17 protein-coding genes and 1 pseudogene are annotated in these 23,302 nt (G+C 67.1%); 7 read left to right on the forward strand and 11 right to left on the reverse strand.

Features of this window, described 5'->3' with window-relative positions:
- Positions 1-241 precede the first annotated feature (241 nt).
- From rsgA to ASE95_RS02620, 4 genes are all read right to left on the reverse strand, one after another.
- The gene (gene rsgA, locus ASE95_RS02605) at positions 242-1,153 is read right to left on the reverse strand and encodes a ribosome small subunit-dependent GTPase A (RefSeq protein WP_235528146.1); all 912 of its coding nucleotides are present in this window, start codon (positions 1,151-1,153) and stop codon (positions 242-244) included.
- 138 nt (positions 1,154-1,291) lie between these two features.
- The gene (locus ASE95_RS02610) at positions 1,292-1,477 is read right to left on the reverse strand and encodes a hypothetical protein (RefSeq protein WP_056631034.1); all 186 of its coding nucleotides are present in this window, start codon (positions 1,475-1,477) and stop codon (positions 1,292-1,294) included.
- A gap of 224 nt (positions 1,478-1,701) precedes the next feature.
- Positions 1,702-1,920 carry a hypothetical protein gene (locus tag ASE95_RS02615; protein ID WP_056631038.1) on the reverse strand — a complete coding sequence of 73 codons (219 nt, stop codon included), beginning with the start codon at positions 1,918-1,920 and terminating at the stop codon, positions 1,702-1,704.
- Between the two features lie 83 nt (positions 1,921-2,003).
- Positions 2,004-2,210: a cold-shock protein gene (locus ASE95_RS02620; protein WP_056631040.1), complete on the reverse strand. Its 207-nt coding sequence runs from the start codon at positions 2,208-2,210 to the stop codon at positions 2,004-2,006.
- A 773-nt stretch (positions 2,211-2,983) separates the two neighbouring features.
- On the opposite strand from ASE95_RS02620, the gene ASE95_RS02625 reads away from it, so the two are divergent.
- The gene (locus ASE95_RS02625; RefSeq protein ID WP_056631044.1) at positions 2,984-4,120 is read left to right on the forward strand and encodes a metallophosphoesterase; all 1,137 of its coding nucleotides are present in this window, start codon (positions 2,984-2,986) and stop codon (positions 4,118-4,120) included.
- A 66-nt stretch (positions 4,121-4,186) separates the two neighbouring features.
- Here the strand turns inward: ASE95_RS02625 and ASE95_RS17190 are convergent.
- Both ASE95_RS17190 and ASE95_RS02630 read right to left on the reverse strand, forming a co-directional pair.
- Positions 4,187-4,552 (reverse strand): annotated as a pseudogene (locus tag ASE95_RS17190) (TonB-dependent receptor plug domain-containing protein); the annotation flags it as partial.
- A gap of 17 nt (positions 4,553-4,569) precedes the next feature.
- Positions 4,570-5,448, reverse strand: coding sequence for a VOC family protein (locus ASE95_RS02630; protein WP_235528147.1), 879 nt, complete (start codon positions 5,446-5,448; stop codon positions 4,570-4,572).
- A 425-nt stretch (positions 5,449-5,873) separates the two neighbouring features.
- Here ASE95_RS02630 and ASE95_RS02635 point away from each other — a divergent pair, with 425 nt between their 5' ends.
- Complete coding sequence (locus ASE95_RS02635) at positions 5,874-7,358, forward strand: ATPase domain-containing protein (RefSeq protein ID WP_200918722.1); 1,485 nt, start codon at positions 5,874-5,876, stop codon at positions 7,356-7,358.
- Positions 7,355-9,391, forward strand: coding sequence for a hybrid sensor histidine kinase/response regulator (locus ASE95_RS02640; RefSeq protein WP_056631047.1), 2,037 nt, complete (start codon positions 7,355-7,357; stop codon positions 9,389-9,391). The genes ASE95_RS02635 and ASE95_RS02640 overlap by 4 nt, the downstream gene beginning before the upstream one ends.
- Before the next feature lie 168 nt (positions 9,392-9,559).
- On the opposite strand, the gene ASE95_RS02645 is transcribed toward ASE95_RS02640, so the two are convergent.
- Both ASE95_RS02645 and ASE95_RS02650 read right to left on the reverse strand, forming a co-directional pair.
- Positions 9,560-10,900 (reverse strand): glycoside hydrolase 5 family protein, encoded by a 1,341-nt coding sequence (locus tag ASE95_RS02645; RefSeq protein WP_056633032.1) that lies wholly within the window; start codon positions 10,898-10,900, stop codon positions 9,560-9,562.
- Positions 10,901-11,157: 257 nt separating this feature from the next.
- Entirely contained in the window at positions 11,158-13,647 is a 2,490-nt protein-coding gene (locus ASE95_RS02650; protein ID WP_056631050.1) for a glycoside hydrolase family 3 protein, read from the reverse strand.
- A 289-nt stretch (positions 13,648-13,936) separates the two neighbouring features.
- Here ASE95_RS02650 and ASE95_RS02655 point away from each other — a divergent pair, with 289 nt between their 5' ends.
- Both ASE95_RS02655 and ASE95_RS02660 read left to right on the forward strand, forming a co-directional pair.
- Positions 13,937-15,595: a M28 family peptidase gene (locus tag ASE95_RS02655; RefSeq protein ID WP_056631053.1), complete on the forward strand. Its 1,659-nt coding sequence runs from the start codon at positions 13,937-13,939 to the stop codon at positions 15,593-15,595.
- A gap of 11 nt (positions 15,596-15,606) precedes the next feature.
- Positions 15,607-16,572 carry an agmatine deiminase family protein gene (locus ASE95_RS02660; protein WP_056633034.1) on the forward strand — a complete coding sequence of 322 codons (966 nt, stop codon included), beginning with the start codon at positions 15,607-15,609 and terminating at the stop codon, positions 16,570-16,572.
- A gap of 180 nt (positions 16,573-16,752) precedes the next feature.
- Here the strand turns inward: ASE95_RS02660 and ASE95_RS02665 are convergent, their stop codons facing one another.
- The 3 genes from ASE95_RS02665 to ASE95_RS02675 form a co-directional block, all read right to left on the reverse strand.
- Positions 16,753-18,270 (reverse strand): S10 family peptidase, encoded by a 1,518-nt coding sequence (locus ASE95_RS02665; protein WP_235528149.1) that lies wholly within the window; start codon positions 18,268-18,270, stop codon positions 16,753-16,755.
- 107 nt (positions 18,271-18,377) lie between these two features.
- Positions 18,378-19,373 (reverse strand): DUF1176 domain-containing protein, encoded by a 996-nt coding sequence (locus tag ASE95_RS02670; protein WP_162234653.1) that lies wholly within the window; start codon positions 19,371-19,373, stop codon positions 18,378-18,380.
- Positions 19,370-20,497, reverse strand: coding sequence for a DUF1176 domain-containing protein (locus ASE95_RS02675; RefSeq protein ID WP_082449469.1), 1,128 nt, complete (start codon positions 20,495-20,497; stop codon positions 19,370-19,372). The genes ASE95_RS02670 and ASE95_RS02675 overlap by 4 nt, the downstream gene beginning before the upstream one ends.
- Before the next feature lie 68 nt (positions 20,498-20,565).
- Between ASE95_RS02675 and ASE95_RS02680 the strand changes: the two genes are divergently transcribed.
- Both ASE95_RS02680 and ASE95_RS02685 read left to right on the forward strand, forming a co-directional pair.
- Positions 20,566-21,453 (forward strand): 3-hydroxyacyl-CoA dehydrogenase NAD-binding domain-containing protein, encoded by an 888-nt coding sequence (locus ASE95_RS02680; protein ID WP_235528151.1) that lies wholly within the window; start codon positions 20,566-20,568, stop codon positions 21,451-21,453.
- A 69-nt stretch (positions 21,454-21,522) separates the two neighbouring features.
- Positions 21,523-23,277, forward strand: a complete 1,755-nt coding sequence (locus ASE95_RS02685) for a histidine kinase famiy protein (RefSeq protein WP_056631061.1) — start codon at positions 21,523-21,525, stop codon at positions 23,275-23,277.
- Positions 23,278-23,302: the final 25 nt, after the last annotated feature.

Here is a 23,302-nt window from a genome sequence, read left to right on the forward strand (position 1 = left end):
TTGCAGCGATGAACATCGCCAACCCGGTCAGCCGCACCAATCAAGGTTTGTACGGTCTATCAGTATTCATAGTGCCATGTACGAGTGGTCGCCGCAATGTGGTCTCGCCGCCGACATGCACCGGCCGTGTTGCGCCGCGGTGCCGGACGCCTTCGCCTCACACCGGCGAGCCGTCCTGCACTCGCATGGCGGCACCGCGTGTCGCCGACGACTGCGCCCCGGTGGCGCGGAAAAGGCCCGGTCACCGCTTGCGTGCGCCCTTGTCGAAGCGTGCGCGACGGGTCGCGACGGCATCGCTGTTGGCGACATCTTCGATGGCAAGCTTGCGCCAACGGTCGACCCGCGCCGGATCGAGATCGCCCGTGGCGATGGCGGTGCGAATGGCACATCCCGGCTCGTCGCCGTGGGTGCAGTTCGTGAAGCGGCATTCGAGCGCCACGTCCGTAACGTCGTCGAACACCTCGGCCACGCCGGTCGCCACCTCGGACATCTGGAGTTCGCGCATCCCGGGCGTGTCGACAAGCCAGCCGCCCTCGCCTGCATCACCGGTGAGACGATGCATTTCGCGCACGGTCGTGGTGTGCCGGCCCTTACCGTCGTCCTCGCGCACCGATTGCGTCGCGATCCGGTCCGACCCTCTCAGCGTATTGACCAACGTGGACTTGCCGACACCGGACGAGCCGACCAGCGCGACGGTCTCACCCGGACCGCAGAATTCCGTCAGCCGCGCGGCGCTTTCCGGGTCGCGCGCATCGATCAGCTCGACCCGCAGACCCGATTGAAGCGCGCGGGCGGCGTCGGCAAGCCGTTCCGGCGCGGTGGACAGGTCCGCCTTCGTAAGGATCACGACCGGCCGGACACCGACCTCACGCGTGAGAACGAGGTAGCGTTCGAGACGGGCGACGTTGAAGTCCTGATTACAGGATGCGACGATGAAGAGCGTGTCGACGTTCGCGGCGATCAGCTGCGTCCGGCGATCATCACCGGGTGCCGGTCTCTTGAACAGGCTGGTACGGGTCAGGATGCGGACGATGCTTCGGGTATCCGGGTCGACCAACAGCCAGTCGCCGACGGTCGGGCGATCCTCCGCCGCTCCGCGCACCGGCATCCGGGAGGATAGCGAATCCTCGCCCTCCTCGCCCAGCACGGTCACTCTTCCGCGATGAACCGACGTAACACGGACCGGCAGGCACGTGTGATCCTGCTCGGCGTTCACCTGATCGCTGAAGAACGGTCTCCAGCCGAGTTGCGCTAGTATCGGGTTGGATGCTGCCATGGTCGTGACCGGAAGTCAGGTATCTTCCGATACGTCGGGTGCTGTCGTACCCGTTCCCTGCCCCGCCGCGCGCTTGTCCAGCTTGGCCTGCGCCTTCTTTGCCGACTCCGCAGCCTTCTGCCTGTCGCGCTCGCGCCGTTCGAAGTCGTAGTTCGGTTTGCGTGGAATGTCGGTCGCTCCGTAGTTGACGATCGGGCTCAAGCGAAGCGCCAGGCCTTCAGATCCCGACCGATCGAATACACCGATCGGGCGCTCGCGCCTAGGAGCACGCGAGAATACAGGCGCCGGGCCTTGCGGCAGGCCGTTTAGGCATGCCCGATCTGATCGTTGCGCCTCACCCGCGAACCCTTATCGGCCCGCGGCGGCACCGGGGTAACGGCACGTCCGGTGAAATGGATAGCAACCGGAGCGTGCGGGAACTGCGTTTACGGCCTGCCGAGACGCAGCGACTGGCGGACGACGTTACCGGAAATGACCTTAGACCCGAATGCCTTTAGCATCGTCGCGGTATCCAGCGCATTGATCATGACCACACGGGTGCCGCCGGACCGGAGCGCCTCGATCGCGCTGATCGGGATGTTACGCTTGGCACACGCAGCGATGACGTGGCTCTCGGTAGCGTTGACGTTCAGGGCTCTGGACATAGGCCGTTCCTCTCTGCGAGCGACGACGCCCGCCTGTCGTGATGGATGACCAGGGAGCTTTGAGCTCCCTGGTCGCAACGGCCTCAAGCAGCTTGCAGATTCACCGCAGACATCTTGCCGCGCTTATCCTGCTCCAGTTCGTAGGAGACGCGCTGATCCTTTTCGAGCGACTGCATGCCTGCACGCTCGACCGCGGAGATGTGAACGAACGCATCGCCGCCGCCGCTCTCGGGTGCAATGAAGCCAAAACCCTTGACGGCGTCGAAAAACTTTACGGTTCCAGTGATCATGTGAACATCCTTGTCCAAAAAATATCGAACATACGCCAACGACGACGCATGTGAGCTTCAGCGACTAATGGGGACAAAGGGGGGAGCCAAAGCGGCCCGATATCCGTCGTATGCGACGTCAGCACTTCGTATATAACACATAGCGCGTTCATAGCAAACAGCCGATTTCGAGGAAATGCCGGCGCAACATGGTCGCCGGCCAAAACGCAACTTGGGCTGGCGGACATAAGCCATGCGGAACGACAACGATATCGCACCAAGGGCACCGGCTGCGATACGACATCGCTATCGCCGCGGCCCGACGGACGACGTTACTCGCCGGGTTTGTTGAAGAAGCCGGGCACGATTGTGCATTTGCGACTTCTCCGGGCAAAACGGGTCCATCGATCGAGCCAAGAACCGGCCCGCTATGCACCATTGTTGCCGCTCGTGGATTGGAGACAGGAGCGCTGCAGGTGCGTCGAACACCGGGGCAGCCACCTCGACGAAGCGAACGAAACCCGTTTCGGCTGGCGTGTCGACAGATCGGCTCTTCGTACGGCAAGAGCGCCGTCGCCCGCGAGAAATGTCCCGGGACAGCGGCACCAGCCTGCACGGCGAGCCGCAGCGACAGGAAGTCCAAATTCACAAGCGGCCGCCCGCACTGATCGCCGCGATACGGATTTGCAAGTTCGAGCCGCCCCTTCTGGAGCGTGCGCCGTGGCCAATCCGGCGCGCAGTCTCGCCTGGCGGATATTCGCGGTGTACGCCTCGTTCACACGCGATATGGGCGCGTGCCCCCTGGAGTTCGGATCATCTTCACCCTCGTTTTCGCAGTGCCGGCGCTGATCGTCGTAATCCGGTGGTTGTGGCCGTTGCCGATCCCGCTCTGGGCCAAGGTACCCGCGGCGCTTCTGATGATCGGTGCCTCGCAATTTCATCTGTGGAGCCGGTTGTCTTCCGGCTCGGTGTTCGCGCCCGAATTCCCGCGCCTGCTGGTAATCCTGTTCAACTGGGCGTTCGGCGTTTTGCTTCTGCTCGCGGTCCTGCAATTGATCCTCGACGTCGGCGCCGTGCTGACGATGATCGCCCGGCGAGAGGTGGTCCGCACGCCCGACTGGCTGCGCTACGCCGCGGCGGCATTGGCGGCAGTGGCGGGAAGCGTCGCCGTCGCCAACGCGCTGCGCGTGCCGCCGATCAAGGACGTGACCGTCAGGATTCGCGGCCTTCCGGCGTCCTTCGACGGCTATCGTATCGTCCAGCTCACCGATCTCCACATCAGCCGCCTGTTCACCGCCGGATGGGCGCGGGCCGTGGTCGATCGCTCCAACCAAGCGGGCGCCGACCTGATCGTCGTGACCGGCGATTTCATCGACGGCTCGGTGGAGATGCGCCGCGCCGACATCGCGCCGCTCGGGCAATTGCAAGCACCGGACGGCGTTTATGCGATCCCGGGCAATCATGAGTATTTCTTCAGTTATCCCGCATGGATGCGGCACCTGGCGGGGATGGGTTTTCGGATGTTGCCGAACGCGCATACGGTGATCCGGCGCGACGATGCCGGATTGGTGATCGCCGGTGTCACTGACCTGTCGGCCCCGAGCGTCGGCGAGGCGGCCCCGGACCTCGTCCGCGCGCTCCAGGACGCGCCGGCCGGTGCCCCGGTCGTCCTTCTCGACCATCAGCCCCGGCAGGCGCGCACCGCCGCGCAGCGCGGGGTCGCGCTCCAGCTTTCGGGGCACACGCACGGAGGAATGCTGGTCGGGCTCGATCGCTTCGTCGCGCGCGCCAACGCGGGGTTCGTGTCGGGTCATTACGAGCTCGGCGACATGACGCTCTACGTCAGCAACGGCACCGGCCTGTGGCCGGGCTTCGCGCTCAGGCTGGGCGTACCGTCGGAGATTACGCGGATCACGCTCCGCCGCAGGTAAGATGCCCTCCTTTCCGCCTGACCGGCCGCGACGACCGGAAAGCATGGATGCCCGTGCTCTGGACTGCGGCCCCAGCCCGCGGACGCTGACGTACAGCCCCTCGCCACGCGGACGGGTGATCGCGACGCCGGGTACGAGCTGGAGCGCTTCGGCGACGTTCTGGGCCGGGAATTTGCCGATGTCGGTCGCGTTGATCGCATCGACGCCGTAGCCGGACTGACGCTTGGTCTGCGTCGCGGTGGCAAGGTTTTGCGCATAGGCGCCGGTAACGACGATGTCTTCCGCGCTCTCTTCACCCGGTTCGGTGGCCGCTCCGCTGACCGGAGCCGCATCGGCAGCGGTCTGGGCACGGGCCGACGGCGTAAAGCTCAAAGCGGCGAGCGTCAGCGGCAGCGTGGCAGAGCCCTGTCGGTGTCCCCGCCCCGCTTCCATCGAAGCGTATCCTCTGATTAACGATCCGGGCTTTCGGCCGTAAACGGCGAGCAGCACGGCTTCGTGACCGGCTCGAACTCCATCAGCTCCACCCGGGTACCGTCAGGGTCGTACAGGTTGGCTTGCCATTTGCCGTCCAGCCCCATCTGCGGTCCGTCATGACGCGGACTGAGCCGATCTTCCCGGTAGAGCGTCGTCACCGCGGCCTGCATGTTCGCCACGCCAAGCGAGAGGTGGTTGAGAACGCCCAATTGTCGGGCATCGACCTTGTCCTCCGCCACGTCGGAACCCGGGCCGATCATCATATATTCCAGCCAGTCGCGGCTGTCAGGGGTTTGCTGCGAAACCCAATCCACCTTGTCCGGTTTGAAAGCGCCGAACCAATAAGGTCGGAAGCCAAGCAGTTGACGGTAGAATCCATCTTGCTTGGCACGGTCGCGCACGGCGTGCCCGACATGGATGATACGGCCGCTGATCGAGCCGGGCACCGGCGTGTCGACGTCACTTGCCGGCTGGACGAACTGCACCTCGTTGCCCTCCGGGTCGACTGTCGCGAACCAGATGTCACCCGCGGTCGCGCGACGGATCGGCCCCAGTTCCGCCTGACCTCGCCTTTTCAACCAGGCGCGCAATGCCGGCGCGTCGCTTGTCGTATAGGCGACATGCGCGAGCATGCTGGGGTTCCTCCTGGTTCCGGCGGGCAGGATCTCGACGAACTGACGGCTGCTCAGATAATAGCGCACGCCGCCCGGATGCTCCGGATCCATGCCCTTTTTTGCGCCGAGGACATGCGTGTAGAAGTGATCGGCTTTGGCAAGGTCGCGGGCGTAAACCGCCAGGTGTGAGATGCCGTTGATCGCCGGACGGGGTTCAGGCGCGGCGATCGCGCCGAGCATCGTCGCGGCGGTCAACCCAAGCGCCACGACCCGGCCCACCATCGCCATAACATCCTCCATTATTTTATTGTTGGTGATAGGCTTAGGGCGAACGACCCAGGCTGTCACCCGCCGAATCCCGCTGCGGCCAAACCGCTGCGTCGCCCCGCCGCAGTCCAGGGCGGCGACATCGATGCCGATCTCGTCGGAGCCTTCCCGCCACCCGGCGGGCGCACGCCGACGACCATCGCGCGTCTCCCGTCCCCCGCGACGCGTGGCGTGGCCATTCCGCGGATTTCGGCGGATGAGGTCGCCCGCGTTCGCGTCTGGCGATGACCCCGACATGCCGCCGTGTTTTACGTTGAAGAAAAAGGCTGTAGCGAAACGAGTGACGCGTCTACGCTGCCGCAGACGCCCGCCATGGGGCGAGCGGAGAGACGTAACGCATGATACAGGAACCCGAACAGGCGCCGATCGGGATCGTCGGTCTTGATGACGTACTCGCCGGCGGGTTGGCACGAGGCCGCGTGTTCCTGTTGGAAGGCTCTCCCGGCACCGGCAAGACGACGATCGCGATGCAGTTCCTGATGAACGGCGCCGACGCGGGCGAGCGGGTTTTGTACATCACGCTGTCCGAAACGGATGACGAATTGCGGGCCAGTGCAGCGTCGCACGGCTGGTCGCTCGACGGGGTGGACGTGTACGAGCTCGTTCCGCCGGAGACCCTGCTGGACGACGAGCAGCAGCAGAGCCTCCTCTATTCGTCGGACCTCGAACTCGGCGAGACGACGCGGAGGATCTTCGATGCCGTCGAACGGGTAAACCCCAGCCGGGTGGTGCTCGACAGCCTGTCGGAAATACGCCTTCTGGCGCAGAGCTCGCTCCGATATCGACGGCAGGTGCTTGCGCTGAAGCATTATTTCTCCCGCCTGCGAACCACCGTGCTGCTACTGGACGATCTGACCGCCGACGCGCACGACAAAACCGTGCACAGCGTGGCGCACGGGGTCGTCCGGCTGGAGGAACTCGCGCCCGATTACGGCGCCGATCGTCGCAGGATGCGCGTCATCAAATACCGCGGTCGACGCTTCCGCGGCGGCTACCACGACATGACGATCTCGACCGGCGGCGTCCGGATCTTCCCGCGGCTCGTCTCCGCGGAGCATCGGGGCGACTTCAAGCGCGACGTGCTGGTTTCCTCTTCGGAGGAACTTACCGCGCTGTTGGGCGGCGGGGTCGAGCGGGGATCGAGCGTGCTCATCCTCGGTCCGGCCGGTACAGGCAAATCGACGCTCACCCTGACCTTCGTCGTCACGGCGATCGGTCGCGGAGAGAAGGCCGCGATGTTCGTGTTCGACGAGGAGATTGGCTTGCTGATCGAGCGGGCCAGGGGCATCGGCATCGATCTGCAAGCCATGATCGATCGGGATCTGCTGGTGCTCGAACAAGTCGACGCGGCGGAGATGACCCCCGGCGAATTCTCGGAACGGGTGCGCCACTGCGTGCAGGTGAAGGGCGTGCAGACCGTCGTGATCGATAGCCTAAACGGTTATCAGGCGTCGATGCCGGGCGAAGCGGCGCTCGTCCTCCACATGCATGAGCTGCTGCAATTCCTGAACAGGCAGGGCGCCACTACCTTCCTGACGGTGGCGCAGCACGGGCTGGTCGGCGACATGCGCTCACCGGTGGACGTCACCTACCTTGCCGATATCGTTGTCCTGCTGCGCTACTTCGAGGCGCGCGGACGCGTGCGGCGCGCCATATCGGTGGTCAAGAAGCGCACCGGCGCGCACGAGGACACGATTCGCGAATATCGGATCGGCCATCTTGGCCTGACCCTGGGCAAGCCGCTCACCAACTTCCAGGGCGTCCTGCGCGGTGTCCCGTCGCTGGTCGGGAACGACCCGGAACTGCTTGAAGCGGGATCGTGAATACCAGACGTTCCGAACGCGCCCTGATCCTCGCGCCGCGCGGCCGCGACGCCACGATCGCGTCCGCGATGCTGCGCGAGGCGGGGATCGTGGCGGAGGCGTGCCCGTCCCTCCCCGCGCTGGTCGACGCGTTCCAGGACGGCGTCGGGCTGGTCATGATCACCGAAGAGGTTCTGGCGACCGCCGACACAGCTCCGCTGGCCATGTGGCTCGCCCGGCAGGAGGAATGGTCCGATCTGCCTTTCATCCTGCTCACGAGGCGTGGCGGCGGCCTTGAGCGCAATCCTTCGGCAGCCCGCTATCTCGGGCTGCTCGGCAACGTGACCTTCCTCGAACGTCCCTTCCACCCGACGACGCTCATCAGCCTGGCGCAGGCGGGATTGCGGGGTCGCAGGCGTCAGTATGACGCGCGCGGCCGGCTGGAGGAATTGCGGGAGAGCGCCGACCGGTACCGCACCCTGTTCGATTCGATCGACGCAGGCTTCTGCATCATCGAGATGATCTTCGACGGCGATCGACCGGTGGATTACCGATTCTGCGAGGTGAACCCGGCGTTCGTTCGTCAGACCGGCCTCGATCAAGCACTCGGCAAGCGCATGCGCGAGATCGCACCTGCCCACGAACAGCATTGGTACGATCTCTACGGCGGCGTCGCACGGACTGGCGAGCCGATCCGCTTCGAAAATCCCGCCGATGCGCTCGGCCGGTGGTATGACGTCTACGCCTTCCGCGTCGGCGAACCGGCGGCGCACCGGGTCGCAGTCCTCTTCAACGACATCTCCGCCCGCCGGCGCGTGGAGCAGGAACTGCGGGAACTCACCGCCTCGCTGGAACAGCGCGTGGAAGAGGCGACGGGCGAACGCGAGGTCGCGCTGGCCCAGTTGCACGAGGCGCAGAAGCTGGAGACACTGGGGCAGCTGACCGGCGGGGTCGCGCACGACTTCAACAACCTGCTCACCCCGATCACCGGCGTCCTCGATCTCCTGCAACGCCGCTACGGCAAGGACGACGATCGTGCCGAACGGCTGATCGGCGGCGCCCTGGAATCTGCCGAGCGCGCTCGCGTCCTGGTCCAGCGCCTGCTCGGCTTCGCACGACGGCAGGCACTTCAGACGCAGGCGCTCGATCTTGCGGGGCTGCTCGACGGCATGCGCGACCTCATCGCCAGTTCCGTCGGGGCCACCGTCGAGGTTCGCCTGCGGGTCGGCAAGGATCTTCCCGCCGCGCTTGCCGATCCGAACCAGCTCGAACTCGCCATCCTCAACCTGTGCGTCAACGCGCGCGACGCCATGCCGAACGGCGGCGTGCTGACCGTCGCCGCAGAGCCGGCGGCATTGGGGCCGGGCGATGTGCCACAGGTCAAACCCGGCCTCTATGTCAGATTGTCGGTGATCGATTCCGGCGTCGGCATGAACGAAGCCGTCCTGTCGAGGGCGATCGAGCCGTTCTACTCCACCAAGGAAGTCGGCAAGGGCACCGGCCTGGGCCTGTCGATGGTCCATGGGCTCGCCTCGCAGCTTGGCGGTGGGTTCCGGATCACCAGCGCGGTCGGTCAGGGAACGCGCATCGACCTGTGGCTTCCGATCGCGTCCGAACGCGCGGCGGACCACCGGACGCCATCCGAGGAACCGGCCCAGACGGTGAGGCCGCTCTCGATCCTGCTGGTCGACGACGAACAGCTGGTCCGCACTGCCACCGCGGAGATGCTGCGCGAACTCGGCCATTCGGTCGTGGAAGCGGGCAACGGTGCCGACGCGCTGGCCAGATTGCCGAAACAAGCGATCGACGTGGTCGTGACCGACTATAAGATGCCGCGGATGGACGGTGCCGAACTGGCGAAGCGGGTTCGCGAGATCCGGCCGGAACTGCCGCTGCTCCTGATCACCGGCTACACCGGCCCCGCGGACGAAGCTCCCGATCTGCCGAGGCTCGACAAGCCGTTCCGCCGCGCCGATCTCGCCGCCGCGATCGAGCGCCTCGTCGATCCGCCGCGCAACGTCGTGTACCTGCAGAGCCGGTCGAAGGACGGTTAGTTCGTCATCGCGCCGGGCCGGTAGCGATATCCAGCCAGTGGAAGTGCCGGTGGGCGCTCCTGCATGGCCACGGATCGGTCGGCGGCCGAATGACCGAACGGAACCACCCTGGCGCCAGCAGGGCGAGTCCTGCGCCAGTGGCACGCAAGGCGCTACGCGCGCCGGCGCTTACCCGGCGGCGGGCAAGCGGGCGACCGCCGCGGCATGGTCGGCGACCACGCGCACGGTCGTATCGCCGGTGAAGATGCCGTACCAGCCCTGTGGCTCGTGCGGCGGATCGCCCATGTACTGCAGGTCGCCGGGCTGGAAACGAAAGTCCGGGTGCTGGGCGCGTGCCTCGCCGTTCCACGCCCAGAAATTGGTGCCGGCCGTCGGCCCCCCGGCTGCCATGTCGCGCTCCGCGGCGGCATAGATCAGGCGGTAGAAACGATCCTTATATTGCGTCGCCACCGCCGGATCGTTGCTGCCCCCATCGCGGGGATAGCCGAACTCCTCGATCACCAGCGGCTTGTCGAGTTGGCGCGCAAAGCCGATGTGCTTGTCGATGTATTCCCGGCTCAGCGCCTCCCCGCGCGCATAGGTGCCGGGAAGGTCAGCCTGCCGGACCCAGGTCCAGTTGTTCGGCCAGATATGCGCGGTCAGGTAATCGACCTCGCTCATCGCATGTTCGGCCAGCAGTATTTCAGGCCGTTCGAGCGACCCCTTCAGCCCCTCCGATCCGGTGGAGACGAGGTGATGACGATCGAGCGACTTGATGAGGCGGGCGGTGCCCTGCACCCATGCGTAGAATTGCGGCAATACGGCGTGCGCCACGTCGCCCGCCGGTCGTGGCTCGTTGGCAAGCTGCCATGCCATGATCGTCGGATCTTCGGCATAGGCCGTGCGGGTCACGCCGTTGGTACGCGTCACCAGCTTCCGTATCCAATCGTTGTACAAGCCGACCGCGCGCGCATCGCCATAGAATTGCGCATTGAAGTTCGCGAACGCCGGCCACGGATGGGCTGGATCGTTCATGTCGATGTAGCGACCGCCGTTGACGTAGGACAGATACGTCATCATCCCGCCCGACCATTCCCAGAAATTGGTCAGGTACAGCACGGCACGCATATTGCGTTTCGCCATCTCCGACAGCGCGAAGTCCAGGCCGCCGAGCAACGTGTCGTTGACCGACGTCGCGGTGCGGAACCCCGGCTTGATCGCGTTGCGCAACGGCCCCTCCTCCGCAGAGGCGAGGATACGCAGGTTGGTGACCCCCATCGCCGCCAGGGCATCTAGCTCGCGGATCAACCTCGGGCGATCACCATAAGGCGCATCCGCGCCGAGATAGGCCGCATACCACATGTTCGCGCCGACGAACCGGTACCGTCGATCGCCGACCATCAGGCGCATACCCTCGCGCCGCACGAACGCGCGTTCCGCTCCGGTCGCGTCGCCCGGCCGCACCGTCGCGCACCCGGCAAGCAGCGCCGCGGAACCCAGCAGCGCGCGGCGATCGATCGTGTTGTTCATCATGCTCTCCCGGGACGCCCGACGCTCTCGCCCGGCGTAAGATAACGATGCGTGGCGCCGGCCGCACGCGCGTGGCAACCCTCTCCGCGATCCGGATCGTCCGCCAGGAAGGCGATGCCGCCACCGGGCAACCCGCATCATGCGGCGACACACCGGACCGCTCAATACCGACGCGACGGGGCGAACGTAAGTTCGCGCGCGCGCAAGCGGTTGACCGGACCGGCAAGCCCCCGGCCCGGTGGCGTCACCGCAGTCCCCTACCGCATCCCGCAGCTGACCGGTCCCGGCGGCGCGCTGGCGATCCGTACCGAAGAGATATCGATCCCCAGCCGGCCGTCGGTGGCGACAATCCACGGCTTCGTCACCTTGTCCATCGTCACGCCGCCATCGGCGAAACAGCGCAGCGGCACCGCCAGCTGTCGCCACTCGCCGATCGCGCCCTTCAGCGCCCCGGCGATCGGCACGTCGACACGCTTGCCGCCTTCCATGCCGAGCGTCACCGCAGCGGTCGGTGCGGCGGTGACGCGATAGTCGACCAGCACGCTCAACTGCCCGTTCGCCTCCCGCGTGACGTCGATGGCGCGCGCCTGCTCGACCGCAGCGCTCGCCATGCCTCCGCCGGCGAAAGCGAAGCGCAAGCTGTCCTCCTGCGCCGCGCGATCCACGCGGGTTTGCTGCACCGGCCCGGCGACATCCAGCCGCGCTCCCGCGACGATCCGTCCGCGGACGAACAGCGCGTTCTGATCCGATGCGCTCACCGCCGGCCGCGCCTCGCTGAGCACCGGCACCGTCGCCGGGCGTGCATAGGTCAGGCCGTAACCGATCGGAAACAGCGGATCATAGGCCGGGTCGCGCCGGTTCAGCACGAACTGGTCGAGCCGCTTGGGCCAAGAAAAACTCAGCTTGCCGTGGAAATCGTGACGCGCGCGGCCGTCGGCACCGGCAACCAGCACATCGGCGACGCCGCCGCCCTCGGTCCCGGGCAGGAACGCCGCGACGAAGGCATCGGCGGCATTCAGTTCCGGATTCACCCACATCGGCCGCCCCGACAGGAACACCGCCACGACCGGGATGCCAGCGGCCTTCAAACGCTTGAGCAGTGCCAGATCGGCCTTGTCGTCGGGGCTGTATTCCAACGTTGGCCGGTCGCCGGTGAACTCGGCATATGGCGTCTCGCCGAACACGACGACCGCCACGTCCGGCTTGGCGGCGTAGCGCCCGTCGACCGCCAGCGTCGCCTTGCCGCCGCCGGCGCGCACCGCCTCGTCGATGCCGGACCAGATCGATTGGCCGTTGGGGAAATTGGCGTTCGTCACGCCGGTCCCCTGCCAGGTGATCGACCACCCGCCTGCCTGCTGGCCGATATCATCCGCGCCGCGCCCCGCGACCAGAATGTTCGCGCCGGGCTTGAGCGGCAGCACGCCACCGTTGTTCTTGAGCAGGACCAGCGACTGGCGGACCGCCTGACGCGCGATGGCACGATGTTCGGGCGCGCCCAGCAGCGCAAAGCGGCCGGAGGTCGGGCGCGACGACGGCCGGCCCGCGTCGAACGTGCCCGCCAGCACCTTGACGCGCAGGATGCGGCGCACCGCATCGTCGAGCCGCGCCGCCGGGATCGTCCCGTCCTTCGCCTCGCGCAGCGTGTTGGCGTACAGCTGTTTCCAGCCCGGTCCCGAATACATGAACATGTCCAACCCGGCGTTGATGGCCGCGGCGCAATCCTCGTTGGTGCAGCCGGGCACCTGCCCGTGCGCGTTCCAGTCGCCGATCGTGAAACCATCGAAGCCCATGCGCTGCTTCAGCACGTCGGTCAGCAGGCTTTTGCTGCCCGTCATCTTGGTGCCGTTCCAGCTGGAGAAGCTTGGCATCACCGTCAATGCCCCGGCGACCAGCCCGCTGCGATAGCCCGCCGCATGCACGTCGCGCAGCACCTCTTCCGACACGCGCGTGTCGCCCTGATCGCGGCCGCCGGTTCCGCCGTCACCCAGGAAGTGCTTGATCGAGGAGATGACATGGCCGGGCTTCATGAAATCGGCGCCGACCGTGCCTTGCACACCCTCGACCATCTTGCCGGCATAGGATTCGACGATCGCGGGATCCTCGGAATAGCTCTCGTAGGTGCGGCCCCAACGATCGTCCTGCACCACCGCCACGGTCGGCGCGAAGCTCCAGTCGATCCCGGTCGCCGCGGTCTCGGCGGCGGTCGCCGCACCGATGCGGCGGATCAACTCGGGGTCGCGCATTGCGCCCAGCCCGATGTTGTGCGGAAACAGTGTCGCGCCGACGATGTTGTTGGCGCCGTGCACCGCATCGGTGCCCCAGATGAGCGGCACCACCGGTCGGCCGTCGCTGCGCTTCACCGACGCATCCCAGAACGCGTCGAACAGCTTCAGCCATGCGGCGGCGGGTGCGAACTCATCGTTGTTCGGAGCGGAATTGCCGCCGTTCAGGATCGAGCCGAGCTTGTAGGTCTCCAGATCCGCCGGAGTGATCGACGCGATGTCGACCTGCAGCAACTGGCCGACCTTGTCCTCGACGCTCATCCGCGACAGCATCCCCTGGACGCGCGCCTCAACCGCCGGGTCACGCCGCAGCTTCAGCGGCAGCTTCGGCCACATCTCCGGATGGGCGACCGCGGATGGCGCGCCCGGGGCCATCGAAGGTTGCGCCTGTTGCGCCATCGCGCCGCCCCCCGCGGCCATCACGCCCGCAGTCGTTAACAGCGCCAGCCGATACAAAAACACCATCGTCGATCCCCGCCCCTGTGGCTTTGCACCCGGCCTTGGCGGGTGCGCTGCCGCACTGTCAACAAAGCGAATTTTTTCCCACCCTGCTTTCGTCGGGCTTGCGGAAGGCATGTTGCGGCACCCGGGCGCCGACATGCGCCTCTCCCTGCCGATCGCTTCCGGGGCATCGATGCGGCGACCACGATTCGCGGCGCGCGCCAGCACCACGCCGCGAGCGCCGGCGTCCCTGTCGTGGACACGCGGCGCGGCGCTTGGCACAAGGCGCCACACACCCCCGCGGAGTCATTGCATGCGCCTGCGCCTTGCCGCCCTTCCCCTTCTCGCGCTCGCCGGCATGGTCGGCGCGCAGACGATCGTCGCGCCGGTCGCTCCCATCGCCGAACAGACGCTGAGGGAGGTGACCAGGGAATTGTCGTCCGACGCCTATGAAGGGCGTGCGCCCGGCACCGCTGGCGAGGAAAAGACCGTCGCCTATCTTGCGAAGCGCTTCGCCGCCGTCGGGCTGAAGCCGGGCAACAAGGGCAGCTGGTATCAGGACGTGCCGCTGGTGGAATTGACCGCACGCAACGTCTCGCCGCTGGTGTTCACCGGGGCGGGCGCGCCGCTCAGCCTCAACTACGGCACCGACATGGTTGTCGGCACCTGGCGGATCGCGCCTCGCATCGAGGTCAGGGACTCTCCGGTCGTCTTCGTCGGATACGGCATCAACGCGCCGGAAAAGGGCTGGAACGACTATGCCGGGCTGGACGTGCGCGGCAAGACGGTGCTGATCCTGGTCAACGATCCCGACTGGAAAACGCCGGGGCTGACGGGACCGTTCAACGGCCGCGCGATGACCTATTACGGGCGCTGGACCTATAAATACGAGGAAGCGGCGCGGCAGGGCGCGGCCGCGGCGATCATCGTCCACCAGACCGAACCGGCCGCCTATGGCTGGAATGTCGTGCAATCCAGCTGGACCGGCGCGCAACAGGTCGCCGACGCCGCCGACAATCATGCGGGGGACAGCGCGGCGATCGGCTGGATGCAGGAGGCGCAGGCGCACCGTCTGTTCGAACGCGAAGGGCTGGACTTCGACGCGCTGGCCGCTTCGGCGGGGCGCAAGGGCTTTCGCGCCCGGCCGCTGAACGGCGCGCGCGCGTCGGTGTCGTTCGATGAAACGGTGCGCCGCCACCAGTCGCGCAACGTGATCGGCATCCTGCCCGGCACCACGCGCCCCGACGAATACGTCCTCTATTCCGCGCATTGGGATCATCTCGGGCGGTGCGAGGCGGCGACGGACGGCGACGACATCTGCAACGGCGCGATCGACAACGCCACCGGCACCGCCGCGCTGGTCGCGCTGGCGGAGGCAAATGCGAAGGCCGGCGCGACCGCGCGCAGCCAGTTGTTCGTGGCGGTGACCGCCGAGGAGAGCGGGCTGCTCGGCTCCGAATATTACGCAGCCAACCCGGTCTACCCATTGGCGCAGACCGTGGGCGGCGTGAACATGGATGCGCTGTCGCTGGCCGGACCGGCCAGGAACGTCGTGGTGGTCGGCAAGGGCAAGTCGGAACTCGACGGCTATCTTGCTGCCGCACTGAAGACGCAGGGCCGCGTGGCGAGTGACGAACCGACCCCGGAGAAGGGATTCTACTATCGCTCCGATCATTTCAGCCTCGCCAAGCGCGGGGTGCCGATGATCTATTTCGATGCCGGCGACGATCTGGTCACGGGTGGCAAGGCGGCGGGCGCGGCGGCGGCGAAAGACTATGAGGAACATCGCTATCACGCGCCGAAGGACGAGTTCGATCCGAAGTGGAACTGGGCCGGGACGGTGAAGGACGTCCAGCTTTACTACGGGATCGGCCGCGCCCTGGCGGATAGCGACCACTGGCCGAACTGGACGGCGGGTGATGAATTCCGCGCGATCCGCGACAAGAGCCGCGCGGCGGCGACCGCGAAGTGAAAGGCAGCACGATGACCAAGACCCCACCCGCTGAATGGGCACCGCACGCCGCCGTCTGGATCGGCTATCCCAGCCACCCCGATCTGTGGCTGGACGATCTCGACGAGGCCCGCGACGAAGTCACCGCCTTCGCACGCGCGGTCCATGCCGACGGGCGCGGCGAGCAGGTGATCCTGGTCGCGGCGGATGAGGAAGCCGCAACCGATGCGCGCGCGCGCGCGCCGTTCGCCGATGTGGCGGTCGAGGCGTTCGGCGACATCTGGTTGCGCGACACCGCGCCGATCCTCGGCGGTGACGGCAAGGCGCGCGATTTCGGCTTCAACGGCTGGGGCGGCAAGTACGACCTGGACGGCGACACCGACATCGGCGCACGGCTGGCGCGGCATCGTGGGCTGACGGTGCTGCCCTGCGACTGGATTCTGGAAGGCGGCGCGATCGATGGCGACGGCACCGGGCTGGTCGTGACGACCGAGCAATGCCTGCTCAACCCGAACCGCAATCCGGGCCTGTCGAAGGAGCAGATCGAGCATCGCCTGGCCGACGATCTCGGGCTGACACGCGTGCTGTGGCTGGGCAACGGGTTGCTCAACGATCACACCGACGGCCACGTCGACAATCTGGCGCGCTTCGTCGGCCCCAATCGGCTGGCGCTGCCCCGCGCGGCGGAAAATGATCCGAACTGGCAGGTCTATCAGGATGCTGCCATCCGCGCCCGCGCCGCCGGGGTCGAGGTCGTGGAGGTGCCGTCGCCGGGCCGCGTGATCCGCGACGACGACGTGGTGCCGGGGAGCTACATGAACTTCTACATTGGCAATGCCGTGGTCGTCGTGCCGCTGTACGGGAGCGAGAACGACGATGCGGGGGTGGCGGCGATCGCGGCGCTGTTTCCCGATCGCGAGGTCGTCGGCCTGCGCGCCGATGCGATCCTGACCGGTGGCGGCAGCTTCCACTGCATCAGCCAGCAGATCCCCGCCTGACGGCCTCAGGCCGACCCATGGCGCGGATGGCCGACGAGCGACCTTTGCCCCCGCGCGGCATCATGCCGGCGGATCCGCCGAAGGTCCGCCGTCGTGCCCCGAACCGCCGTCGCGCGTCCTGTCGCCTGCGCAACGGCGAGAGCCCCGGGGCTTGAACCCCGGGGCGACAGCTGACCAGGCCTAGCGGTACATTCCCGCCGCATCGGCCTTGAACGCCGCGCCGCTGTCGTTGCGGCTATAGAACATGTGCCCGCCGGGGTAGACGCGCAACTGCACCCGCTCCGCCACACCGAACGCCGGCATCTGGTCGACGATCAGCCGCGATGCGAAGAACGGGCAGGAAAGATCGTCCCAGCCGTGGACGATCAGCACACGCATCTTGGGATCGATCGCGATCGCCTTGCGCAAGTCGCTGACCGGCGTGTCGGCGGGCTGGCCGCGATCCCACGCCGCATTCACCGCATAGGACAAGGCATTGTAGCGCGCGTCGGTCTTCCACCCCACCTCGCGCGTCACGAAATCGACCATGGCGCTGGTCGTCGGCGCAATCAGCGAATCGAGGATCGGATCGTTCGATTCCTGCCGTGGCGACCATGGGAAGGGGTCGAAGGCGGTCACGTTCGAATCGTAGATGCTGCCGATCGTGCCCTCGGCCCGGTGGATTTCGCGCAGGTAGGTGCGGCTGTCCACGCGCCCGCCCATCCGCTGCACCAGTGCGGGGTCCAGCCCGGTCAGCCGGGTGACGTTGCCGACGACGCGCTGCACCGCCTCCGCATTCGCGCGGCCCAGCAACAGGTCGCGCGCGAAATCGCCGCGCGTATAGGCCTCGACCTCGGCCATCGCCGCGGGGGTCAGCGCATTCTTGCGCTCCAGATTGGCGGCCGCCATCGACGGCAGGTCGATCATCCACGGCAGCGGCGACAGCGCGGTCGCGCCATCCCCCACGGCGGGATCGAGGTACGGCGACACCATGATCAGCCCGTTGATACCGACGCCGATCTGCGATTGCAGTTCATAGGCGATGCGCGGCGCGCGATAGCCGCCGTAGCTTTCGCCCATCACGTACTTGGGAGAGCGCAGCCGCCCTTCCTTCACCAGCCAGTCGTAGACGACCTTGGACAGGTATTTGATGTCCGGCTCGTTGGCGTAGAACGCCTTCCTGGTCTCGGCCGCGTCCACCAGGCTGCGGCTGAATCCGGTGCCGACCGGATCGATGAAGACCAGATCGGTCATGTCGAGCCAGCTGTTGGGATTGTCGCGCGCGATCGGTGCGTCGGATGGCGCATCGCCCTGCGCACCGAACTGCACGCGCTTCGGCCCGACCGCGCCGAGATTGAGGTACACCGACGCCGCGCCCGGCCCGCCGTTGAACGCGAAGGTGACCGGACGGGCGGCATCGCCGCCGGGCACGACATAGGCGGTATAGACGACCTGCCCGATCTCCTTGCCCTTTTCGTCGCGCACCGCGATCGTGCCGACCGTCGCCTTGTAGCTGATCGTACGACCGCCGATCCGCGCGGTCTGCGTGACGGTCTTGTCGGCGGGCAGCGGCGGCAGCGCGAGCTTGTCGCCTTCCTGCTTCTTCTCGGTGGTGGTCGTGGTCTTGTCGGTCTGCGCCACCGCGGGCGCGGTGGTGGCGAGCAACAGTGCGGCGAGCGACAGCGAACGGGCGATCATCGGCAAGGGCGTGTCCGGCATGCGGCACCGGCGGGCTGCCGATACCTTGATGCCGGCATGCTACAGCCTGCGCGATCCTGTGCAATCCGCTCCCCGGCCCGGATCGACGAACGGCACCGCCATCTCCGTCATTGCGGCGCCCGGGATGTCCGAACCTCGGCGCGCCACGTGGTGACCTCATAGGTCGCGCGCCGGCACTCGGCCACGATCCGCTCTTCGACCATCCGGAAGGCGACGCCGTCCCACGCGAAAGCACGCCGCGTGCCGCAGTCGCGCCCCGGTGTTTCGGGCAGCAGCACCGCGATGCGCCGCTGCGTCGGGTCCCAATTGCCCGCGAGCTGATGGGGGACTGCGCCGGGAAGCGAGGCCGGGGCATCGAAGGTCGCTGCCCGGGGATCACCCTCGTCGGGCAGGACATAGGCCAGCGTGACCGCGCCGGGCGTACCGCACGACGGCTCGATCGCGAGCAACGTATTCGCCGCATCCAGCCGGTACCCGCGCGACAGGGCCGACCCACACGCCTTTGTCGGCTTTCCGAACAAGGCGATAGATTGCTTGCGCGACAACTCGCGCGGCGGACGCGCGTCGACGGGCGGGGTAACGACGACCGGCACCGGTGGCAGCGGCGGCACCGCCGTTGCCCGGCCGCGCCTGACCAGCGCCCCGCGCGTCCCCTCGCGTTGTTGCGCGGCATCGATCGCGGCCAGCGCCGCGGAGAGACCGACCAGCGACGTCCGTGCCCGCACCCCGCCCTGCGCATCGACAAGCGTCAGCGATCGTCCGTGCTCGAGCGCAGCGGCCAGCGTGCCCGCGAACGGCAGCGAAAGGCCTGCCCCGCCACCCGGCGCGACCAGCTTCGCCATCACGCGCCCGTCCACCTGGATCGTCAACGACGTACCCCGTGCCGTCGCGGCGGGGATCGGCAGGTCCAACGCCGCACGCGCCGCCGCCGCGCCGTCGCGACGCAGCAGAACCAGCGGATAGTCCACCACCTCGCCGTCCGCCGGAACCCGCGCCCAGGCGGTGCAGCGCCGTTGCTGATCGCAGGCGACGGTCCAGTCGCCGTTGCCGGTCACGACCGGGGCGGCCGCCTGCATCGCCAGTGGGAGCAGCGCCGCGATCATCCGCGGTACGCCGCGCGCCACACGGTCAGATAGTCCGGGTTGCCGCGGCATTCGCCCATCGCGCGCTGCTCGACGAGGCGCAGCCGCGTGCCGTCCCAGACGAAGGCCTGCATCACGCCGCAATCGCCCAGCCCGCGGCCCTTGGCGTAGCTGTTCAGCACCCTGCCCTCGACGTTGCCGTTGATGACGCTGCGCACCGGCGTCTGCGAATCCGCTCCGGTGGCATCGAAGCCTGCCGGTGCGTCCAGCGTGGCAGGCACCGCCTTGCCGTCGCGCACGATGAAAAGCGCGTCGATCTCGTTATACGCGCCCGCCGAACAAGGCAGCAGCACCAACGTCGCGCCATCGGCCAGCCCGTGCCCACGCGGCGCGGTGCCGGACAATTGGTCGTCGCACCGCGCCGTCCGCCGCATCCCGGCGACCAGCGCCGGCGGCAGGGTGGCGGCGGGGCCGGCGAACGCCACCGCCTTCACGCGCGGCAGCGGGGGTGCAGCGGGCACCGCATCCACTCCGCGATCGCCACGCGCGACGATGGCGGTGACGGTGCCGGCCCGCCCCTGCTGCGCATCGATGTAGCGCAGCGCCGCGGCGGCACCCTTTGGAGAGATCGTGCCCACCGTCGCGCCTTTGCCATCCACCGCCGTGACACTGCGCGCATCGGCCAGCGCCCGTGCCAGCGCGACGGCCGCGTCGCCCGCCAGCCCGTTCGGCGACACCGGGAAACGACGTGCATCGACGCGAAGCGCGGCGGGCGCGGCCACATCGCCCTGTGGCACGGCCAGCATGATGTCGACACCACCCGCCGGACCGGCGTTGCGCGCGACCTGCATCGTCACCTTCGGAAAGCCGGCATCGGTACCCAACGACGCCATCGCGCAGGCACCGACATTGTCGCACCCGACCGCCCAGTCGCCGAACGTCTTCTGCTCGGCGAGCCGCGGCGTTACCCGATCGTCCTCGCGTCCCGCTGACGTGGCTGACGCGGCTGACGTCGCCGACGACGATGTCGCCGGTGAAGGCACAGGCGATGGCGTCGCGCTGCCCGACGCGTGGGGTGGGGTCGCTGCCGGTTGCTGCGAACAGGCGCCCAGCAGCACGCCGGCCCACACCATCACTCTTTTCATCGCGAACTCCCTGTCGGCTGGCACATCATCATGATCGCGGGTTAAAGGTGCATCAAGATGAACCGGAGATGGCGATGCAGGACGACGGGCAAGTGATTGGCGTGATCGGCGCGGGACAGATGGGAGCGGGCATCGCGCAGGTATCCGCCGCCGCCGGTTACCGCGTCTTGCTGGGCGACGTCGATCAGGCGCGGGCGGAAGCTGGCAAGGCCGGCATCGCCAAGCGGCTGGCGCGCGCTGTCGACAAGGGGCAGATCGACACGGCGGCGCGCGACGCGACGCTCGCCCGGATCGAACCGATCGCCGGTGCGGCGGCGATGGCACCATGCGACCTGGTGATCGAGGCCGCGACCGAGCGCGAGGATATCAAGCGCCGCATCTTCGCCGATGTCGGCGCGGTCCTGCGCGACGATGCGATACTGGCCTCCAATACATCGTCCATCCCGATCACGCGGCTGGCGCAGGCGGCACCGGATGCGGCACGTTTCATCGGCGTGCACTTCTTCAATCCGGTGCCGGTCATGGGATTGATCGAGGTGATCCGCGGGCTGGCCACCGCCGACACGACCGTGGCGGCGATCGAGCTTTATGCCGAAAGGCTCGGCAAGGCGGTCGTGCGCGCCAACGACGCGCCCGGCTTCATCGTCAATCGCGTGCTGATGCCGATGCTGAACGAGGCGTGCTTCGCGCTGGGTGAGGGCGTGGCGACGATCCGTGACATCGATCTGGCATGCGAATTGGGGCTAAACCATCCGATGGGGCCGTTGACGCTGGCCGATTTCATCGGGCTGGACACCTGCCTCGACATCACGCGCGTGCTGTTCGAGGGTACCGGCGATCCCAAGTTCCGCCCTGCCCCGCTGCTCGTCAAATACGTCGAGGCGGGCTGGTACGGCCGCAAGACCGGTCGCGGTTTCTACGATTATTCGGGCGCGGAGCCGGTCCCGACGCGGTAGCTTTCCGCGCGGGCGAAAGGTCGTTTGCCGATCGTTGCGGATCGGCAAGTCTATGATTAGGTGGGCAGGATGAGTGACAGCGTCCAGCCATCCGACCCCAACCGGCATGACGACGTCGATCCCACCGGACTGGCCGCCGGCCGGCCCGCGCAAGGGACGATGGACGTCGGCGCCAGGGAACCGCTCGAACGCCCCGGGCTGCACCATTGGCGCGAAAGCACGATCACCGACCCCGATCTTCAGGATCGCGGCGGCGTCTTCTTCGCCGCGATCGAGATGACGCGGATGCCGATGCTGCTGACCGACCCGAACAAGGACGACAATCCGATCGTCTTCGCCAACAAGGCGTTCCTCGACCTGACCGGCTATGAGGAAGACGAGGTGCTCGGCCGCAACTGCCGCTTCCTGCAAGGCGCGCAGACCGATCGTCATGCGGTGGAAGAAATGCGCGAGGCGGTGCGCACGCGCTCGTCCGTCGCACTTGAATTGCTGAACTATCGCCGCGACGGCTCGCCGTTCTGGAACGCGGTGTTCATCGGCCCGGTCTATGACACGCAGGGCACGCTGCAATATTTCTTCGCCAGCCAGCTCGACGTCACCCGCCGCCGCAATTCCGAGCAATCGTATCGTCAGGCGCAGAAGATGGAGTCGATCGGTCAATTGACCGCGGGACTTGCGCATGATTTCAACAACCTGCTTCAGGTCGTTAACGGCAACCTGGAGCTGGTCTCGCATACCCGGGACATGGAGCGCGTTCGCCGCTACGTCGCCACCGCGCAATCCGCGGCGGAGCGGGGTGCCAAGCTGACGCGGCAGTTGCTCGCCTTCGCGCGCAAGACCCGGCTGGAGCCGCGCCCGCTGGACCTGACGAAATTGGTGTCCGATCTGGGTGAGTTGATCGAAAGCTCGGTCAGCAAGCAGGTGGATGTTCACATGAGCCTGCGACGCGGGCTTCAGCATGTGGTGCTCGACGCCGACCAGCTGGAAATGGCGGTGCTCAACATCGTCAACAACGCCCGCGATGCGATGCCCGATGGCGGCGTGGTGACGATCTCGACCATGGCGCGTCACCTGAACGGCGATGCCGCCGCGCACGACCTGCCGCCGGGCGACTATGTGGTGCTGCAGATCGAGGATGAGGGCGAAGGCATGAGCCCGGAAGTGGCGGAGCGCGCGGCCGAACCGTTCTTCACGACCAAGAGCACGGGCAAGGGCACCGGGCTGGGTCTGGCGATGGCCACCGGCTTCGTGCGTCAGTCCGGCGGCCGGCTGGAGATCGAGAGCCGGCCGGGTGCGGGCACGGTGGTGCGGATGCTGTTCCCCGTCATGCAGGCGGGTGGCAAACAGGCCGCCCAAGCGCCCGCGCCACACGTCACCGATGTTGCCGACCGCAGCGGCACGCAGCACGTGCTGGTCGTGGAGGATAATGACGAGGTACTGGCGATCGCGCGCGAGATTCTGGAAAGCTCCGGCTACCGCGTGTCCACCGCGATCAGCGGCGAGGAGGGATTGACCTTCTTCGACGCCACCCATGGCGACGATCGCATCGATTTGTTGTTCACCGACCTGGTCATGCCCGGCGGAATGAACGGATTGATGCTGGCCGATGCGGTGGCCGAGCGCGACGACAGCGTCTCGGTGCTGATGACAACGGGCTATAACGAGGAATTGGTCGTCGGCGGTCCTCGCGCCCGCGCCACCGACGTGCTCAGCAAACCCTATCGCCGTTCCGAATTGCTCGACCGGGTCCGGCTGGCGCTCAATCGCCGTGGTGAGAGCGGCCAACGCCGTTCGCGTTCCGACTTCGGCGCGGTTCAGGCGTAGCGCGTCCAGCACTCGATCCGGACAT

The organism is Sphingomonas sp. Leaf231, from assembly GCF_001421995.1.
In the GTDB taxonomy this organism is placed as follows: Bacteria; Pseudomonadota; Alphaproteobacteria; order Sphingomonadales; family Sphingomonadaceae; genus Sphingomonas.

Coding starts and splice junctions, on each gene's coding strand:
- ASE95_RS02620 (WP_056631040.1), bottom strand. CDS start 2,210: ATGATCACTGGAACCGTAAAGTTTTTCGACGCCGTCAAGGGTTTTGGC.
- ASE95_RS02670 (WP_162234653.1), bottom strand. CDS start 19,373: ATGATCGCGGCGCTGCTCCCACTGGCGATGCAGGCGGCCGCCCCGGTC.
- ASE95_RS02660 (WP_056633034.1), top strand. CDS start 15,607: ATGACCAAGACCCCACCCGCTGAATGGGCACCGCACGCCGCCGTCTGG.
- ASE95_RS02650 (WP_056631050.1), bottom strand. CDS start 13,647: ATGGTGTTTTTGTATCGGCTGGCGCTGTTAACGACTGCGGGCGTGATG.
- ASE95_RS02675 (WP_082449469.1), bottom strand. CDS start 20,497: ATGAAAAGAGTGATGGTGTGGGCCGGCGTGCTGCTGGGCGCCTGTTCG.
- ASE95_RS02635 (WP_200918722.1), top strand. CDS start 5,874: ATGATACAGGAACCCGAACAGGCGCCGATCGGGATCGTCGGTCTTGAT.
- ASE95_RS02645 (WP_056633032.1), bottom strand. CDS start 10,900: ATGAACAACACGATCGATCGCCGCGCGCTGCTGGGTTCCGCGGCGCTG.
- ASE95_RS02615 (WP_056631038.1), bottom strand. CDS start 1,920: ATGTCCAGAGCCCTGAACGTCAACGCTACCGAGAGCCACGTCATCGCT.
- ASE95_RS02680 (WP_235528151.1), top strand. CDS start 20,566: ATGGCGATGCAGGACGACGGGCAAGTGATTGGCGTGATCGGCGCGGGA.
- ASE95_RS02665 (WP_235528149.1), bottom strand. CDS start 18,270: ATGCCGGACACGCCCTTGCCGATGATCGCCCGTTCGCTGTCGCTCGCC.
- ASE95_RS02685 (WP_056631061.1), top strand. CDS start 21,523: ATGAGTGACAGCGTCCAGCCATCCGACCCCAACCGGCATGACGACGTC.
- ASE95_RS02655 (WP_056631053.1), top strand. CDS start 13,937: ATGCGCCTGCGCCTTGCCGCCCTTCCCCTTCTCGCGCTCGCCGGCATG.
- ASE95_RS02630 (WP_235528147.1), bottom strand. CDS start 5,448: ATGCTCGGCGCGATCGCCGCGCCTGAACCCCGTCCGGCGATCAACGGC.